Here is a 17,747-nt window from a genome sequence, read left to right on the forward strand (position 1 = left end):
GACGCGACGGTTCAGGCCGATGTCCGAACGGCTGCCTCAACCACGCTCGCGCTTCTGGCGGGCCTGATACTCCCTCATCCGCTTGGGGTAGCCAACCCGCTCCACCTCGTAGATCGGCATCGACCGCTTCTTGGCGAACTCGAAGGCGGCGTCCGCGCTCGAGATCCGCCGCCGCGTCCACTCCCCGTCGTGGGCCACCAGCAGCACGGTCGTCTCGGTGACGTGGGTCCTCGGCTCGACGAACGCCTCGACCCCCCGCCGGCTCGACGCCCACTCGTCGAGGTGTGTCGTGTCCTGCTTGCTTGCTGTCCGGACCTGACCCGATCCGCTCTTTCGCTTCTTGCGCAGCGAGTCGAAAACGCCCACGGCGGCTCCTCCGTAGCAGAAAGTCGTGTCCCTATTGTGCCTGTCCGGCCACTTCGCAAGCGTCTCGCACGAAGTGACAAGATGATGTGTGGTGGCGGTGTCAAGACCGGAGGCACCGCGCGCCGAAGCGCCAAGCATGTCAAGGAGACCCCGTGACTGATACCTCCGCTGACCTCGTGATCCTGGGCGGCGGCTCTGGTGGCTACGCGTGCGCGTTCCGCGCGGCCGGCCTGGGCAAGTCGGTGATCCTGGTCGAGAAGGACAAGCTCGGCGGCACCTGCCTGCACCGGGGCTGCATCCCGACCAAGGCGCTGCTGCACGCCGCCGAGGTCGCGGACCTGGCCCGCGAGGGCGACCAGTTCGGGGTGAAGTCCTCGCTGGAGGGCGTGGACATCGCGGGGGTCAACTCCTACAAGGACGGTGTGGTCGGCGGCCTGTTCAAGGGCCTGCAGGGTCTGGCCAAGGCCAACAAGGTCACCGTCGTGTCCGGCCAGGGCACGTTCGTGGCGCCCAACGCCGTCGAGGTCGACGGCCAGCGCTACACCGGCACCGACGTGGTGCTCGCCACCGGCTCCTACGCCCGCACCCTGCCCGGCCTGGACATCGGCGGCCGGATCATCACCAGCGACCAGGCGGTGAACCTGGACCACATCCCGGCCAGCGTCGTCGTGCTCGGCGGCGGGGTCATCGGCGTGGAGCTCGCCAGCGTGTGGCGGTCCTTCGGCGCGGACGTGACGATCGTCGAGGCGCTGCCGAGGCTGGTGCCGCTGGAGGACGAGTGGGCGTCCAAGCAGCTGGAGCGCGCGTTCCGCAAGCGCGGGATCAAGTACAAGACGGGGGTGCGGTTCACCGGCGCCACCCAGACCGAGTCCAACGTCACCGTGTCGCTGGAGTCCGGCGAGACGATCGAGGCGGAGACTCTGTTGGTGGCGGTCGGCCGCGGCCCCAACAGCGCCGGCCACGGGTTCGAGGAGGCCGGTATCGCGATGGAGCGCGGTTTCGTGCTCACCGACGAGCGGCAGCGCACCAATCTCGACCACGTGTACGCCGTCGGTGACATCGTGCCCGGCCTGCAGCTGGCGCACCGCGGCTTCCAGCAGGGCATCCTCGTCGCCGAGCTGATCGCGGGCCTCGACCCGAAGCCGATCGACGAGGCCGGTATCCCCCGGGTCACCTACTGCAAGCCGGAGGTCGCGTCCGTCGGGCTGACCGAGGCGCAGGCCAAGGAGCGTTTCGGCGGCGCCGAGACCTACACCTACGCGTTGAGCGGCAACGGAAAGAGCCAGATCCTCAAGACCTCGGGCGGCGTGAAGCTGGTGAAGGCGCCCGACGGTCCCGTGGTCGGTGTGACGATGGTCGGCGACCGGGTCGGCGAGCTTGTCGGCGAGGCGCAGCTGATCTACAACTGGGAGGCGTACCCCGAGGACGTGGCGCCGCTCATCCATGCCCACCCCACCCAGACCGAGGCGCTCGGCGAGGCCTTCCTCGCCCTGGCCGGCAAGCCACTGCACGTGCACGGCTGAAGCCACGAGTACAAGGAGTCAGCGAAGATCATGGCGTTCTCCGTCCAGATGCCGGCGCTCGGCGAAAGTGTCACCGAGGGCACCGTCACCCGGTGGCTCAAGCAGGTCGGCGACACCGTCGAGGTCGACGAGCCGTTGCTGGAGGTCTCGACCGACAAGGTCGACACCGAGATCCCGTCGCCGGTCGCCGGTACCGTGCTGGAGATCACCGCCGGTGAGGACGAGACCGTCGAGGTCGGCGGCCAGCTCGCCGTCGTGGGCTCCGGTGCCCCGGCCGCCGCGCCGGCCCCCGCGCCCGAGCCGGCCCCGGCACCCACGCCTCCCCCGGCGCCCGCGCCCACCCCGCCGCCGGCCGCCGCGCCCGCGCCCGCGCCTGCTCCCGCGCCGACGCCCCCGCCGAAGCAGGAGGCCCCCAGGCCAGCCGCCGCGAGCGGTGACGCCCCGTACGTGACGCCGCTGGTGCGCAAGCTCGCCGCCGAGCACGGCGTCGACCTGTCGACCGTCACGGGTTCCGGTGTCGGCGGGCGGATCCGCAAGCAGGACGTGCTGGCCGCGGCCGAGGCCGCCAAGGCACCGGCCCCCGCCCCCGCGCCGGCCGCGCCAAGGACCGCCCCGGCGGCGGCCCCGGCACCGCAGGCCGACCTGCGCGGCAAGACCGAGAAGATGAGCCGGCTGCGCCAGACGGTGTCCCGGCGGATGGTCGAGTCGCTGCAGACGGCCGCGCAGCTCACCCAGGTCGTCGAGGTCGACGTGACCAGGATCGCGAAGCTGCGGTCGCGGGCCAAGGCGACCTTCGAGCAGCGCGAGGGCGTCAAGCTCACGTTCCTGCCGTTCTTCGCCAAGGCGACGGTCGAGGCGCTCAAGGTCCACCCGAAGCTGAACGCGTCGATCAACGACGAGACCAAGGAGGTGACCTACCACGCCGCCGAGCACCTCGGCATCGCGGTGGACACCGACCGTGGTCTGCTGTCCCCGGCGATCCACAGCGCCGGTGACCTCAGCGTCGCCGGGCTCGCGCACAAGATCGCCGACCTGGCCGACCGGACCAGGGCCAACAAGGTCGCCCCGGACGAGCTGTTCGGCGCCACGTTCACGCTGACCAACCTCGGCAGCCAGGGCGCGCTGTTCGACACGCCGATCATCCCGCAGCCGCAGGTCGGCATCCTGGGGATCGGGCTGGTCGTCAAGCGCCCGGTCGTGATCACCGACGCCGACGGCAACGACACGATCGCCGTGCGGTCCATGGCCTACCTCGCGCTGACCTACGACCACCGCCTGGTGGACGGGGCCGACGCCGGGCGGTTCCTCTCCACGATCAAGAACCGCCTCCAGGAAGGCAACTTCGAGGGCGACCTGGGCCTGTAACGATGCGCGTCGTGGTCGCCGGCTCCTCCGGCCTCGTCGGGTCGGCACTGGTCGACGCGCTGAACTCGGCCGGCCACGAGGTCACCAGGCTGGTCCGGCGCCCCGCGCGGGCGCCGGACGAGCGGACCTGGGACCCGCCGGCCGGCCGGGTCGACGGCGACGTGCTGAGCGGCGCGGACGCCGTGGTGAACCTGTGCGGCGCCCCGATCGCGGGGCGTCGCTGGAGCCACGCCCGCAAGCAGGTGTTGCTCAACAGCCGGGTGGAGCCGACCGAGGTGCTGGCCGCCTCGGTCGCCGAGCACGGCGTCCCGGTGCTGGTCAACGCCTCGGCGGTGGGCTACTACGGTGACGGCGGCGACCGGGTCCTCGACGAGTCGGCCGAGGCCGGCCTGGGGTTCCTCGCCGGCCTGTGCACCGACTGGGAGGACGCCACCCGCCGCGCCACCGAGGCCGGCACGCGGGTGGTGCGGCTGCGCACCGGGCACGTGCTGTCCGGGCGGGGCGGGCTGCTCGGCCTGCTGCGGCCGCTGTTCTGGCTGGCGCTGGGCGGGCGGCTGGGCGACGGCCGCCAGTACATGCCGTGGATCACGCTGGCCGACCACGTCGCGGCGATCCGCTTCGCGCTGACCGAGGACGGCCTCGCCGGCCCGGTCAACTCCTGCTCGCCGCACCCGGTGACGAACCTGGAGTTCACCCGGGCGCTGGGTCGGGCGCTGGGCCGGCCGGCACCGTGGTTCGTGCCGGGGCCGGCGCTGCGACTGGCGATCGGCGAGGACGGCGGCGAGATCCTCTACAGCCAGCGGACCGTGCCGAAGGCGTTGACCGACAACGGTTTCGTGTTCGGCAACCCCCGGCTGGAGGACGGGCTGCGGGCGGCGCTGCGCGGGTGAGTCCGGTCCGGGTGGACGTCGCCGGCGCGCCGAACGGCGTAGGGTCGGGAACCGTGGCTCAACGTTCCTGCCGCGCGTCCAGCGCCGCCATGCACCTCCGTGATCTCGGCACGATCGACTACCAGCAGGCGTGGGACCTGCAACGTGAGCTGGCCCGCGAGCGGGCGGCGTCCGACGACGCCCCGGACACGCTGCTGCTGCTGGAGCACCCGTCGGTGTACACGGCCGGCAAGCGCACCGAGCCCGACGAGCGTCCCGACGACGGCACGCCGGTCGTCGACGTCGACCGCGGCGGCAAGATCACCTGGCATGGTCCGGGTCAGCTGGTCGGCTACCCGATCGTCAAGCTGGCCGACCCGGTGGACGTCGTCGCGTTCGTGCGGCGGCTGGAGCAGGCGCTGATCGCGGTGTGTGACGACCTGGGTCTGGCGACCGGTCGGGTCGAGGGCCGCAGCGGGGTGTGGCGCGCGGCCGACGACCAGCGGCCGGAACGCAAGATCGCCGCCATCGGCATCCGCGTGCAGGGCGGGGTGACCATGCACGGCTTCGAGATCAACTGTGACGCCGACCTGGCCGCGTTCGACCACATCGTCCCGTGCGGCATCCGCGACGCCGGGGTGACGTCGCTGTCGCTGGAGCTGGGCCGGCAGGTCACCGTCGAGGAGGTCCGGCCGCTGGCGCAGCGGCACGTGCCGGCCGCCCTGGACGGTTCGCTGCCGGTGGTCGACCGGTGGCTGCCGCGCTGGACCCCGACCAGCCCCGGCGTGGACTTCGAGCTGGCGCCGCAACCCTGACGTCACCGCCCGGGGTCGCGCGGCCCCGGGCCTTACCAGGCCACCGCGAGGTGGATGCGCACCGGCTTGGCCGGCAGCCCGTCCTGGGCCCCGTCCTTGATGCCGGCGGCGACGATCCGGTCGAGGGTGTCCATGCCGTACACGACGCGGCCGAGCACGGTGTACGCCGGCGCGATGTTGGCGTGCGAGTGGACGAAGAAGAACTGGCTCCCGTTGGTGTCCGGGCCCTGGTTGCCCATGGCGATGGTGCCGCGCGGGTAGGTCTCCTGGCCGGTCACCTCGTCGGCGAACCGGTAGCCGGGGCCGCCGACCTCGACCTCGACGATGTCGCCGCACTGCAGCACGCCCAGCCGCGCGCTGTTGGTCAGCCGCCAGCACTGGGTCTGGTTGTAGAACAGGTTGCGCGCGAGGTGGGCGAAGTTGTGCACCGCGCAGGGCGCGTTGCTCCGGTCCAGTTCGGCGACCACCGGCCCGTAGTTGGTGGCCAGGACCGCCGTGACGGTGCCGCGCGCGGCGGCCCGGGGGCTGGGCGCGGTGACCGGCTTGGCGGCCGGCTTGTCCGGGGTGGGGATGAACTCGCAGCGCACGGCCGGCCGGTCGCCCCCGGCGGGGGCCGGGTCGGCGGTGGCGGTGGCTGGTGCCAGCCCCAACGCGGTGAGCAGGACGGTCAGGACGGCGACGACACGAGCAGGGTTCATGAACGGCACGCTATCGGCGGGTGGCCGTCCGTCAACCCCCGCGCCGCATCCCGTTCATGACGGCGACGACGGTTCGGGAGACGTCGGCGGCGGTCGCCTTGGGGTCGGTGGCGCTGGCGATGGTCTCGGCGCCGGCGTGCAGGGCGCCGAACAGGATCCGCGCGGTCACCTCGACGGGCAGCGGCTCGATCTCCTCGGCGGCGACCAGTGCCTCGACGGCGGCGCGGACCAGGCCGTAGCTGCGGTGTTCCTCGGCCTCGCGCCAGCGTTCCCAGCCCATCACGACCGGGGCCTCGTGGATGACGATGCGCTGGTAGGAGGGTTCGAGGCAGACCCGGACGTAGGCCTGGATGCCGGCCATGGCGCGTTCCCAGGCGGTGCCGTCGCCGTCCATGATCGAGGTGAGCCGGTCCATGGCGGTGGTCTCGACGAGGTCGAAGGCCGCTTCGAACAGGGCCTGCTTACCGCTGAAATGGTGGTACAGCGCGCCTTTCGTGACCCGCGCCCGCTTGACGATCGCGTCGAGCGAGGTGCCGGCGTAGCCGCGTTTGGTGAACAGCTCCAGGGCCGACTCGACCAGCGCGTGTCGGGTGGACTCGGTGTAGTCGACCCGTCTTGACCTCATTGTCACCACGCTCACACCGTACGACAGATCCGGTCCACATACCGGTGGTATGTTGGACATACCGATGGTATGTCGAAGACTGACGGTATATCAGGGGGTTGTCATGGGGTGGACGGAGCACTACCAGCGGCAGGACGCTCTGGATCGGGTCGTGGCGAGCGGGCGGATGTTCGTGCCCGAGGGGTTCGCCGACGAGGGGGAGGTTCTGCTGGCGTTGCGGTACCGGTGGTCCCTTCAGCTGGCCGGGCGGATGGAGATGGCCGTGCACACCGGCGGGGACCTGCGCGAGGCCTGGGAGTCGGCCGCCGAGGCCAACCCCGGGTTGCGGCGGTTGCTGGACGCCCACGTCGGGCATCCCGCTCTGGCCTGAGCGGGATGCCCGACGACGACACAGGGCCCGACGCGCCGATCAGCGCGTCGCACTCCAGTAGACGGCGTTGGCGACCTGCTCGAACAGGCCCTTCGGATGGGCGCGGACATCGGCTCCGTCCCGAACATCATGACCCGGGCGCCGGCCGGTGCCGTGCCGGACACGACCGCCGGTTGGCCGGCCGCGTCCTGGGGGCCGCCGGTGCCCTCGCCGGTGGGGATCCAGTGGCCGGCGACCAACGGGTTGCCCTCGGCGTAGCGCTGTTCGACCGTGACACCCTCGCCCAGGGCGGTGAACCACTGGGGCGAGTAGACGAACGACGTCGTGGACGTGGTGCCGTCGGTGACCGAGACGATGCCGTTGGCGTCGGAACGGCCGGGAACCGGCGTGACCGGCAGCAGACCGGCGTCGGTGTTGAAGCGGGAACCCGTGCCGCCCCGGGTGAGGACGCCGCCCCGGGCCAACAGGGCGTCGACCCCGGCTCGGGCCGGGGGCTCGAGCTGGTCGTAACGCAGGCCGGAGGAGACCACCAGGACGTCCACATCGGACAGATCGAAGCCGGAGTTGAGGACCGCCGTGGAGACCGGGCGGACGTCGAAGCCCATGTCCCGCAGCACGAACAGCTCGTCGGGGCCGACGGCCGCCGCCACCGTCACGCGGGTCAGCGGGGTGCCGGCCGCGCCGGCCGGCGCCTGGGTGAACCGGACGCCGTGGCGGTCGGCGGCCCGGCCGGCGGCCGGGCGGGCCGAGGCGGGGACGACGATCGTGCCGTCGGCGAGGCGGCGCAACGCGTGGCCCTGGCCGAGGAGGTCGTTGACGGCGTTGGCGTCCTTGCCGTCGCGGATCGTCACGGCCAGGTCGGCGCCGGGAGCGGCGTCGACGCCACCGGTCGGCGCGGCGACGGCGACCGGGGTACTGGGCACCCGTAAGTCACCGTCGCGGACGATGTCGACCGTGGCGCCCCACAGCAGGCGGTGGCTCCAGCCGGCGATGTCGTACATCACCGGGACGTCGCCGGACAGGTCGCGGCCGGTCTCCAGCATGGCGTTGGCCAGGCCGCGCTTGGGCTGGTGCAGGTCCACGACGTAGGAACCGGCCGGGTACGAACGCCCGGCCAGGGTGAACGCGCGCACCGCCGTGCGCACCCGCACGTCGTGGGACACCAGCAGGTCCACCAGGCGCGCGGCCGCCACGGCCGAACGCTGGGACTCCCCCGCCGGGATCACGTACGCCCGGGGGAACTCGGTGGTGTAGCGGTCCTCGGGACCGAAACCGGGGACGAAGTCGTCCGGCAGCTCACGCAGCGGCTCCCCGGCCTGGCCACGGCGGAAGATCTCGATCTGGTTGTCCACCAGGTCCTCGCGGTGGCGCGCCACGTACTCCAGGGTCGCGGTCATCGACGCCTCGGACACGTCGGTGTTGATCGCCGAGCGCCGGCGCAGCTCCTCGACCGGCTCCTGGTCGTAGGCGGCGTTGTTGACCCGCAGCGGGATCTCCACGGTGTAGGACACCGCCCCGTGGTACATCGCGTACTGGGCGGTGAAGATCGGCGGCCAGCCGTCCCACTCACCGGGCGGCAGGTCGCGGAAGGGCACCACGACGTCCTGGGCCTCGGGGTATCCCAACGCCTGGACGGCCCGCTCCATCCCCAGGCCGTTGGCCAGGCCGTGCTGGATGTAGAGGTCGAAGTCGTAGTTCTGGCCGTGCGGCGGGGTGGTCGGCTCGATCAGCGTCCCGTCGACGTAGCCGTGCTCGTCGAGCATCATCACCGGCTGGGTGTCGATGATCATGTCGCGCATCGCCCGGTTCTCCGGCTGCGAGTTGGTGACGAAGTCGCGGTTCATGTCGAAGCCGTTGGCGTTGGCCCGGGTGCCGGCCACCCGGCCGTCGGGGTTGGCGGTGACGTTGAAGTACACCCGGTGCCGCTCCAGCAGCCGCCGTACCCCGGGGTCGCGCGAGGTCGCCAGGTGCTCGATCTGGCGTAACGCCGCGTCGGTGCCCTCCCACTCGTTGCCGTGGATGTTGTTGTTGATCCACACCGGCGCCTTGTACCCGCGCTCCAGCTGCCGGTCGCGGCCCGCGCGCACCGGGTCGTTCTCGATCAGCTCCCGCCAGGCGTGCTGGCGGCGGGTCTGCGCGGCGCTCTCCGGCGCGGTCAGGGTGACCTGGTAGAGGTCGCGGCCAAGGCCGGACTGGCCGACCACCTCGACCGACACCCGGTCGCTTGCCCGCTGCAGGGCGTTGAGCCTCGGCGCGATCTCGTCGTACGGGGTGAGGCCGAGCTTGATCGACTTGTCGGTGGGGTCGTCGGGGTAGACGCGCAGGGTCGTGCGGCGCGGGTAGCCCTGCCGGGGCCCGGCCTGGTTCTCGCCGGCCGGGGCGGCGGTGCGGGCCGTCGACGGCCGGTCGAGCGCGGCGACCTCGTTGCGGTCGGGGCCGTTGGCCGGCTCCTCCCGGGGCACGCGGGGCCCCTGGGGCGCCGCCACCGCCGGGGTCAGGCCGGTGAGTACGGTCACAGCTACCACCCCGGCGGCCAACACGGCACGCCGGAGATGTCGTCGGGGGGTTCTGAGCACGGGTTTCCCTCCAGTCCTCGCGGGGCACGTGCTGCCTAGCGGGAGTGCCGAAGCCCGTCAAGAGCGGCGTAACCTGACCACGTGACCATTGCTCCGGAGGGACGAAAGCTGCTGCGTCTCGAGGTACGCAACAGCCAGACCCCGATCGAGAAGAAGCCGTCGTGGATCAAGACCCGCGCGAAGATGGGCCCGGAGTACCGGGAGCTGAAGGGTCTGGTCCGGCGGGAGGGCCTGCACACCGTCTGTGAGGAGGCGGGCTGCCCCAACATCTACGAGTGTTGGGAGGACCGCGAGGCCACCTTCCTCATCGGCGGCGAGCAGTGCACCCGCCGCTGCGACTTCTGCCAGATCGACACCGGCCGCCCGGCCGCGCTCGACCGGGAGGAGCCCCGCAAGGTCGCCGAGTCGGTCCAGGCGATGGGCCTGCGGTACGCGACGGTCACCGGCGTCGCCCGCGACGACCTCGACGACGGCGGCGCGTGGCTCTACGCCGAGACCGTGCGCCAGATCCACACGCTCAACCCCGGCACCGGCGTCGAGCTGCTGATCCCCGACTTCAACGCCGACCCCGACCAGCTCGCCGAGGTGTTCGGCTCGCGACCGGAGGTGCTGGCGCACAACCTGGAGACCGTGCCGAGGATCTTCAAGAGCATCCGGCCGGCGTTCCGCTACGAGCGCTCGCTGGAGGTGATCACCCGGGCCCGCGAGTTCGGCCTGGTCACCAAGTCGAACCTGATCCTGGGCATGGGCGAGACCGCCGAGGAGGTCACCGAGGCGCTGGGCGACCTGCACGAGGCGGGCTGCGACATCATCACGATCACCCAGTACCTGCGGCCCTCGCTGCGCCACCACCCGGTCGACCGCTGGGCCAAGCCCGAGGAGTTCCTGGAGCACAAGGAGACCGCCGAGCGGATCGGGTTCGCCGGGGTGATGGCCGGGCCGCTGGTGCGCTCGTCCTACCGCGCCGGCCGCCTCTACGCCCAGGCGATCGCCCACCGGGGCGAGCAGGTCCCGGAGGCGCTGCGCCACCTCGCCGAGGCCGGCCCGGCCAGCCAGGAGATCACCTCGGTCCTCAGTCGCCGGTAGCCGGGAGAATCAACTCCTGGGTGGACGTCGGGGGGAACCCTGATGTGTCACGGTTGGTCCAACTGCCAGACTGCACCAGGACCGGGGTCGTGATCGAGGGGAGTCACCCGTGGCGTTGTTGGCTGACGTACTGGACTGGTTGCAGGCGCTGCCGCAGCCGGCGCTGGTCGGCGCGACGGGGGCACTGGTCTTCGCCGAATGCACGATCGGTCTGGGCTTCATCGCTCCCGGTGAGGGCGGCCTGCTCATCGCGGCGACCACGGTCGGCGACTCGGTGTCCCGGTTCCTCGTGCTGTGGGCGGTGGTGACGGTCTGTGCCGGGCTGGGTGACTCGATCGGCTACTACATCGGCCGGCGGTTCGGTCCACAGCTGCGCGAGACCAAGATCATCCAGAAGTACGGCACCGAGGGCTGGGACAAGGCCACCGACATCCTGCGCCGGCGAGGCGCCTGGGCGGTGTTCTTCGCCAGATTCCTGCCGGTGGTCCGCACCCTGACCCCGGCCGCGGCCGGCACGTCCGGCCTGGCCTACCGCAAGTTCCTGCCGGCGGTGGTGGCCGGCGCGATGCTCTGGTCGGCCACCCACATCGCCATCGGCGCCGCGCTCGGCGAGGCCGCGAAGCGGATCGAGGGCATGATCAGTACCGGTGGCCTGATCGTCGTCGGCGGGCTCGCGGTCGCTCTGGTGATCACGATCACCGTGCGCAAGCGCCGCAAGGCCAAGCAGGTCGCCGAGCAGCCCGCGCCCGCGGAGTCCCCGGACGACCCCGAGCTGGAACCGGCGAACTAGCACCTGCCGAAGGGCCGGGTCAACCGATCGAGTCAGGGCACCCTCCGGCTATGCTGCCGGGCATTACCAGTGCGATTCGGCCGGGAAGGGCACGATGCGGCACATGGACGAACAGAACCAGTCTCCGGCCGCCGTGCGCGCCGTGAGCGGGACCGTCCACGCGCCCTCGGCCCCCGCGACTGGCGGCCCGGCCACCAGTCGCGCGTCCTCCGCGATGTCGAGCGGCTCCTGAAGCCTCGCCGCCACGGTCGGCACCTGCTCGCTCTCGCACCACCAAGAATGGAAGTACCGTGCTTGATCTGACTGTCCTCCTGGACGACACCGACGACGTTGCCAAGCGCCTGGCCACCAAGGGCACCGACGAGTCCGTGGTGTTCGCCGCCCGCGACGCCGTCCTGGCGCGCCGCGCGGCGCGCAAGGAGCTCGACGACCTGCGCGCGGAGATGAACCGCCGGTCCAAGGAGGTCGGGCGGCTGATGAGCACGGACCCGGAGGCCGGGAAGAAGGTCCGCGCCGAGCTGGCCGAGCTGAAGGTCCGGCTCACCGAGCGGGAGAGCGCGACCCGCGAGGCCGAGGCCCACGAGCGGGAGCTGATGCTCGGCCTGCCGAACCTGCCCTCGCCGCACGCGCCGGTCGGCACGGACGAGGACGCGAACGTGATCCTCGGCTACCGGGGCGGGGAGGCCGTGCCGAACCCGGGGGCCCGCCCGCACTGGGAGATCGCCACCGAGCTGAACATCTTCGACCCCGAGCGCGCCGCCAAGCTCAGCGGCTCGGGCTTCTCGCTGCTGCGCGGCGACGGCGCCCGCCTGCTGCGCGCGCTCACCCAGTTCGGCCTGGACCTGCACCGCGACGAGTACGAGGAGCTGTTCGTCCCGCACTTCGTCCGCGAGGACACCATGATCGGCACCGGTCACCTGCCCAAGTTCAAGGATGACGCCTACAACACGACCCTGGACAACCTGTGGGCCATCCCGACCGGCGAGGTCCCGCTCACCGCCCTGCACCGCGACGAGGTGTTGGACAGCGCCGACCTGCCGCTCAAGTACATGACCTGCACCGCGTGCTTCCGCCGGGAGGCCGGCAGCGCGGGCAAGGACACCCGGGGCATGCAGCGGCTGCACGAGTTCCAGAAGGTCGAGCTGGTGCACCTGTGCCTGCCCGAGCAGCTCGACGAGCAGTTCGAGGTGCTGCTGGCCAACGCGGAGAAGTCGTTGCGGGCACTGGAACTTCCCTACCGCGTGGTCGACCTGTGCACCGGTGACCTGACGTTCTCCTCGGCCAGGATCCACGACCTGGAGGTCTACTCGCCGGGCGTGGACAAGTGGCTGGAGGTGTCCTCGGTCGGCAGCTTCACCGACTTCCAGGCGCGGCGCAGCAACATCCGCTACCGCCCGGAGGCCGGCCGGACCGCGCCGGTGTGCACGCTCAACGGCTCGGCCGTCGCCACGCCCCGGCTGTGGGCCGCGCTGATCGAACACGGCCAGCGCCCCGACGGCACGGTCGTGCTGCCGGAGGTCCTGCACCCGTACCTGGGCAAGGCAACCCTGGAGGCCAACCGCCGCCGCTGACTCACGGTCGCGGACTCACGGTCGCAGCACGACCTTGCCGCGCAGGTCACCGGCCTCGCCGCGGCGGTGGATGGCCGGCAGGTCGGCGATGGTGTGGCGTTCGGACACGTCGACGGTCAGTTCGCGCCGGTCGACGAGGTCGGCCAGGGCGGCCAGGTGCTTCGGGTCGTTGCGGGTGACCACGTGCGCCGCCGGCGCGCCGGGGATCGGGTTGGTCGCCGAGACGATCCGGCGGGCCAGCGCGACCAGTTCGGCGATCCGCTGCTCGGCGGCGGGGACCAGGTGCAGGACGACGTCGACCGGGCCGGCGGCGGCCAGGGCCGTGGTGGTGTGGTCGAGGATCTCGTCGGCGCCGTTGGCCAGGACCGCCGCGCGGCTGCGGGCGCTGGCGGTGGCGATCACGTGCGCGCCGGCACGCCTGGCGAGTTGGACGGCGTAGCCGCCGATGCCGCCGCCGGCGCCGTTGACCAGCACCCGTTCGCCGGGGGTCAGGGCCGCGCGCTCGACCAGCTGCCAGGCGGTCATTCCGGCGAGTGGCAGGGCGGCGGCGTCGGCGAGGGCGAGCGAGGCCGGCGCGGGGACCAGCGCGTCGGCGGCGGCGACGGTGAACTCGGCGGCGGCCGCGTCGATCATGCCGATCACCCGGTCGCCGACGTCGGGCGTGTGGACGCCGGGTCCCCGGGCGACGACGGTGCCGGCGACGTCCCAGCCGAGGGTCAGCGGCAGCGGCGGGTCCTGGCCGAGCAGGTCGCGCAACACGCCCGCGCGCAGGGCCGTCTCGGTCGGGTTGAACGACGTCGCCGCGACCTCGACCAGGACCTGGCCGGGGCCGGGTTCCGGGCGGTCGACGTCGTCGAGCCGGATGACGTCCGGCGGGCCGTAGGCGTGGATGCGTGCCGCTCTCATGACAGGAACGCTAATGGCGGCCGTCGGGACGAACCATGCGTGAATCGCCCCGATACCTACGCGATCGTCCTAGGCTCGACCGGTGGATGTCCTCAGCGACGTGGTGTCGGTGATGCGCACCGGCCGCCCGGTGTCGGCCCGGCACGTCCTGGGCGCGCCGTGGGCACTGCGGTTCGAGCCGGTGGCCGGCGCGGTCGCGTTCCGGGTGGTGCTGCGCGGGAACTGCGTGCTCGTGCCCCCGGACGGCGATCCGGTCGCGCTCGGGTCGGGTGACGTGGTGCTGCTGCCGCACGGCGGCGGGCACCTGCTGGCCGACAGCCTCGCCAGCGCGGCCGACAACCTCGACAACCCCGACACCCGCGGCACCGTCGACGCTCTCGGCACCGCCGACCTCCCCGTCGTCGCCGACGACCTGCGCACGCCCGGGACCACCGCGACCGGCACGCCCACCGGCAGCGGCACGATCACCGAAACCCTGTGCGGCGCCTACGAACTCGCGCCCCACGGCGGCCACCCGCTGCTGCGCGACCTGCCGGCGGTCGCCCGGATCAGCAGCGACGGCCGGCCGGAACTGCGGGCCGCCGTGGAGCTGCTGGCCGGCGAACTCACCCACCCCGGGCTCGGCACGGCCGGCGTCATCCCCGCCCTGCTGGACACGCTGCTGCACTACGCGCTGCGCACCTGGCTGTCGGCCAACGGCGACGGCTGGGCCGCGGCCCTGCGCGACCCGGCCGTCGCCGCCGCGCTCACCGCCCTGCACCAGGACCCGGCCCGCCCGTGGACGGTCGCGACCCTCGCCTCGGTCGGCGGACTGTCCAGGTCCCCGTTCGCCCGGCGGTTCACCGACCTCACCGGCCAGCCGCCGGTGCGCTACCTGACCTGGTGGCGGATGACCGTCGCCGCCCGCCTGCTGCGCACCACCGACACCCCGCTGCACGGCATCGCCCGCGCGGTCGGCTACCACTCGGAGTTCGCCTTCGCCACCGCGTTCCGGCGCCAGTACGGCACCGCCCCCGGCCGGTACCGGAACTCCGCCGACGGGAAATGATCGCCAGGCGCCCCGTCACAAGGCCTCGACCAGGCACGATGCGCGCTGCTATTTTTCCGGACGGGGCGGCGACTCGGAGGCGATGCGGTGATGGGCGCGTACCCCACGACCAACACCGCGCCCGTGATGGCCCGGCCCGCCTTCGTCGGCCGCGCACCGGAACTGGCCGCGCTGACCCACACCGCCGCCCAGCCGACCGCCGTCGTGCTCATCGAGGGCGAGCCGGGGATCGGCAAGAGCCGGCTGGTGCGCGAGTACCTCGGGTCCCGCCCGGCCGGCTCGACGCGGGTCGTGCACGCGCTGTGCCCGCCCTACCGGGAGCCGTTCAGCCTGGCCCCGATCGTCGACGCCCTGCGCGAGGCCACCGACGGCGTCGCCGGGCTGGCGCTCACCCCACTGGCCGGTGCGCTGCGCCCGCTGCTGCCGGAGTGGGCCGCCGACCTGCCGCCGGCCCTGGAACCGCTGCCGGACAGCACCTCCGCGCAGCACCGGCTGTTCCGGGCCATCGCCGAGGTGCTCAACGCGCTCGACGTCGGCGTGCTGGTCGTGGAGGACGTGCACTGGGCCGACGACGCCACCCTGGAGTTCCTGCTGTTCCACACCTCCTCGCGGGCCAACGGCGACCGGTCGCTGGTCGTCACCTACCGTCCGGAGGAGATCCCGGCCGACTCCCTGCTGCGCCGCCTGTCGTCGCGGACCGGGGAGGCCAGCCGGCTGCGGCTCGCCCTGAGCAGCCTCAGCCGGGAGGAGACCGCGTCGCTGGCCTCGTCGATGCTCGACGGCATGCCCGTCACCGACCTGTTCCGCGACTTCCTGTTCGACCGCAGCGAGGGCGTGCCGCTGGCGGTCGAGGAGCTGATGCGGCTGATGCACGCGCGCGCGGACCTGTACCGCCGGGAGAACGGCTGGGTGCGGCGCCGGCTCACCGGCATCGACGTGCCGCCCAGCATCCGCGACGCCGCCCTGGAACGCCTCGGCCGGCTCGCCCCGCACGTCCAGCAGTTGCTGCGGGCGGCGGCGATCCTCGCCGACCCGGCCGACCAAGCCACGCTCACCGCGGTCAGCGGGCTGTCCGACGGCGAGGTCGACGACGCCGTCGCGGTGGCCGTCGCGTCGAGCTGGCTGCACGACGACGACCACGGCCATCTGGCGTTCCGGCACGTGCTCAACTGCCAGGCCGTCGACGAGACCGTCCCCGAGCCGCAGCGGCGGGCGCTGCACCTGCGGGCCGGGCAGGCGCTGGAGTCGCGTACCCCGCCGCCGCTGACCCGGCTGGCCAGGCACTTCCGCGCCGCCGGTGAGTCCGGCCGGTGGCGGAAGTACGCCGAGCAGGCCGCCGACCAGGCGGTCGACACCGGCGACCGGATGGCCGCCACGAAGCTGCTGCTCGACGTGGTGCGCACGGTCACCGGGCCGCCGGAGGTGGTGGCGCGGCTGGCCCGCAAGCTCGGCGACGCCGCGCTGTTCCGCTACGAGGCCGTCGACGACCTCCAGTCGACGGTGGTCGCCACGCTCGACGAGGTGCTGCGCGGCGCCGGGCTCACCCCCCAGGACGCCGCCGAGATCCGGGAGCGGCGCGGCCGGATGCTGCTCCAGCTCGGGGACTGGCAGACCGGGCACCGGGAGCTGGAGCTGGCGATCGCCGGACTGGACCACGACCCGGCGCACGCCGCGCACGCGATGACCTATCTCGGCTGGCCGGCGGCCAACCCGAAACCGGTCGCCGAACACCTGGAATGGCTCAACCGCGCGGCGCGGATGGCCGACCGGGTGCCCAACCCGGCCCTGCGGCTGGCGCTCAAGGCTGACCGGGCGATGGCGCTGGTGTTCCTCGGTGACGAGTCCGGCTGGGCGACCGCCGACGCCCTGCCCGAGCGGTGGACCGGCCCGGACGAGTCGTGGACCACCAGCGGCCGCAACCCGACCCGGGAGATCGCCAGGGCCAACGCCAACCTGGGCAACGCGGCGACCCTGTGGGGCCGCTACGCCGAGGCGGAGCGGCGGCTGGCGCTGAGCATCGAGCAGTCAGCCGCCGACGACGACCAGCGGGTGCACATGGCCGCGCTGGCCTCCCAGGCGCGGCTGCACTGGCATCTCGGCCGGTGGGACCAGCGGGAACGGGTGGCCCGACTGGCCGCCGACCAGCGCGCGGTCGCCTATCCGGTGAACCAGGAGTTGCAGGTCGTCGACGGCCTGCACGACATGGTGGCCGGCGCGTGGGAGCAGGCGATGGACAAGTTCGCCAGTGTCCTGAACGCCTCGCCCACCAGCGGCGAGCAGGAGCTGCCGACCTGGGCCGCCGGCTGCCTGGCGAGGGCGGCGCTGGCCGGTGGGGACGTGGACACCGCGATCGAGGTCAGCCAGGCGCCTTTCGCCATGCTGGTCCGCTCCGGCCTGTGGCTGTGGGCCACCGATCTGGTGCAGCCGAGGATCGCGGCGCTGGTGCGGGTCGGCCGGGTCGCCGAGGCGGCCGACGCCGTCGCGGCCTTCGCCGACGGGTTGGCCACCAGCACGGCGGCCGCGCCGCACGCCGCGCTGGCGACCTGCCGCGCGATGCTGGCCGAGGCGACCGGCACGGCGACCGACACGGCGATCGAGGCGTTCGCGGTGGCGGCCGCGGCCTGGGAGGGGTTGCCGCGCCCGTACGAGGCGGCACTGGCGGTCGAGCGGCAGGCGGTGCTGCTGCTGGGGGTCGGGCGGGCGCAGGCCGGTGTCGCCCTGCTGACCAGGGCGTTCGAGAGGCTCAGTGACCTGGGGGCGCGGCGGGACGCCGACCGGATCGCGCAGCTGTTGCGCGAGCACGGCACCGACGTGGCCCGGCCGTGGCACGGCGGGCGCCGGGGCTACGGCGACGCCCTGTCGCCCCGGGAGCTGGAGGTGGCCCGGCTGGTCGCCGAGGGCCGCACCAACCGCGAGATCGGGCAGGAGCTGTTCCTCTCGCCCAAGACGGTGGCGCGTCACCTGACGTCGGTGATGCGCAAGCTGGAGGTCACCTCGCGGACGGCCGTCGCACTGCGACTGCACGGCACCGATTCGTAGCGCTACGCCGCCACCCACCGCGACTTTGGGACATCTGTCCCGTCGCGAGCATCACCACGCCCGGCTGACGATGGCCGCATGCCAGATCCCCAGGACCCGA

At 72.8% G+C, this 17,747-nt stretch carries 14 protein-coding genes; 9 read left to right on the forward strand and 5 right to left on the reverse strand.

Translation table 11 applies throughout. The features are described from left to right. Positions 1-36: 36 nt before the first annotated feature. Positions 37-366 (reverse strand): oxidoreductase, encoded by a 330-nt coding sequence (locus BLA60_RS22030; RefSeq protein ID WP_075134855.1) that lies wholly within the window; start codon positions 364-366, stop codon positions 37-39. 152 nt (positions 367-518) lie between these two features. On the opposite strand from BLA60_RS22030, the gene lpdA reads away from it, so the two are divergent. From lpdA to lipB, 4 genes are read left to right on the forward strand one after another with little or no spacing between them, the layout of a single operon-like run. Further along, entirely contained in the window at positions 519-1,889 is a 1,371-nt protein-coding gene (lpdA, locus tag BLA60_RS22035; protein ID WP_075134856.1) for a dihydrolipoyl dehydrogenase, read from the forward strand. A 30-nt stretch (positions 1,890-1,919) separates the two neighbouring features. Next, positions 1,920-3,254 carry a 2-oxoglutarate dehydrogenase, E2 component, dihydrolipoamide succinyltransferase gene (sucB, locus tag BLA60_RS22040; RefSeq protein ID WP_075134857.1) on the forward strand — a complete coding sequence of 445 codons (1,335 nt, stop codon included), beginning with the start codon at positions 1,920-1,922 and terminating at the stop codon, positions 3,252-3,254. A 2-nt stretch (positions 3,255-3,256) separates the two neighbouring features. Continuing rightward, on the forward strand, positions 3,257-4,144 hold the full coding sequence (locus tag BLA60_RS22045; RefSeq protein ID WP_075134858.1) for a TIGR01777 family oxidoreductase: 888 nt from the start codon (positions 3,257-3,259) through the stop codon (positions 4,142-4,144). Between the two features lie 53 nt (positions 4,145-4,197). Continuing rightward, positions 4,198-4,938: a lipoyl(octanoyl) transferase LipB gene (gene lipB / locus BLA60_RS22050; RefSeq protein ID WP_075135021.1), complete on the forward strand. Its 741-nt coding sequence runs from the start codon at positions 4,198-4,200 to the stop codon at positions 4,936-4,938. Between the two features lie 32 nt (positions 4,939-4,970). Here lipB and BLA60_RS22055 read toward each other — a convergent pair whose 3' ends face one another. The 3 genes from BLA60_RS22055 to BLA60_RS22070 all read right to left on the reverse strand — a co-directional run bounded on the left by BLA60_RS22055 (position 4,971) and on the right by BLA60_RS22070 (position 9,147). Beyond that, positions 4,971-5,636 carry a peptidylprolyl isomerase gene (locus BLA60_RS22055; protein ID WP_075135022.1) on the reverse strand — a complete coding sequence of 222 codons (666 nt, stop codon included), beginning with the start codon at positions 5,634-5,636 and terminating at the stop codon, positions 4,971-4,973. Positions 5,637-5,667: 31 nt separating this feature from the next. Next, positions 5,668-6,261 carry a TetR/AcrR family transcriptional regulator gene (locus tag BLA60_RS22060; protein ID WP_075134859.1) on the reverse strand — a complete coding sequence of 198 codons (594 nt, stop codon included), beginning with the start codon at positions 6,259-6,261 and terminating at the stop codon, positions 5,668-5,670. Positions 6,262-6,495: 234 nt separating this feature from the next. After that, the gene (locus BLA60_RS22070) at positions 6,496-9,147 is read right to left on the reverse strand and encodes a M14 family zinc carboxypeptidase (protein WP_245812089.1); all 2,652 of its coding nucleotides are present in this window, start codon (positions 9,145-9,147) and stop codon (positions 6,496-6,498) included. A gap of 141 nt (positions 9,148-9,288) precedes the next feature. On the opposite strand from BLA60_RS22070, the gene lipA reads away from it, so the two are divergent. The 3 genes from lipA to serS all read left to right on the forward strand — a co-directional run bounded on the left by lipA (position 9,289) and on the right by serS (position 12,654). Beyond that, complete coding sequence (lipA, locus tag BLA60_RS22075; protein WP_075134861.1) at positions 9,289-10,293, forward strand: lipoyl synthase; 1,005 nt, start codon at positions 9,289-9,291, stop codon at positions 10,291-10,293. Between the two features lie 109 nt (positions 10,294-10,402). Next, complete coding sequence (locus BLA60_RS22080; protein WP_075134862.1) at positions 10,403-11,083, forward strand: DedA family protein; 681 nt, start codon at positions 10,403-10,405, stop codon at positions 11,081-11,083. 290 nt (positions 11,084-11,373) lie between these two features. After that, complete coding sequence (serS, locus tag BLA60_RS22090) at positions 11,374-12,654, forward strand: serine--tRNA ligase (RefSeq protein WP_075134864.1); 1,281 nt, start codon at positions 11,374-11,376, stop codon at positions 12,652-12,654. Positions 12,655-12,669: 15 nt separating this feature from the next. On the opposite strand, the gene BLA60_RS22095 is transcribed toward serS, so the two are convergent. Beyond that, positions 12,670-13,560 (reverse strand): NADP-dependent oxidoreductase, encoded by an 891-nt coding sequence (locus BLA60_RS22095; RefSeq protein ID WP_075134865.1) that lies wholly within the window; start codon positions 13,558-13,560, stop codon positions 12,670-12,672. Between the two features lie 82 nt (positions 13,561-13,642). Here BLA60_RS22095 and BLA60_RS22100 point away from each other — a divergent pair, with 82 nt between their 5' ends. Beyond that, a complete protein-coding gene (locus BLA60_RS22100) occupies positions 13,643-14,608 on the forward strand; it encodes an AraC family transcriptional regulator (protein WP_075134866.1) in 966 nt (321 codons plus the stop codon). 90 nt (positions 14,609-14,698) lie between these two features. Then, complete coding sequence (locus tag BLA60_RS22105) at positions 14,699-17,647, forward strand: helix-turn-helix transcriptional regulator (RefSeq protein ID WP_075134867.1); 2,949 nt, start codon at positions 14,699-14,701, stop codon at positions 17,645-17,647. Positions 17,648-17,747: the final 100 nt, after the last annotated feature.

Source organism: Actinophytocola xinjiangensis (assembly GCF_001921215.1).
GTDB classification, from domain to species: domain Bacteria; phylum Actinomycetota; class Actinomycetes; order Mycobacteriales; family Pseudonocardiaceae; genus Actinophytocola; species Actinophytocola xinjiangensis.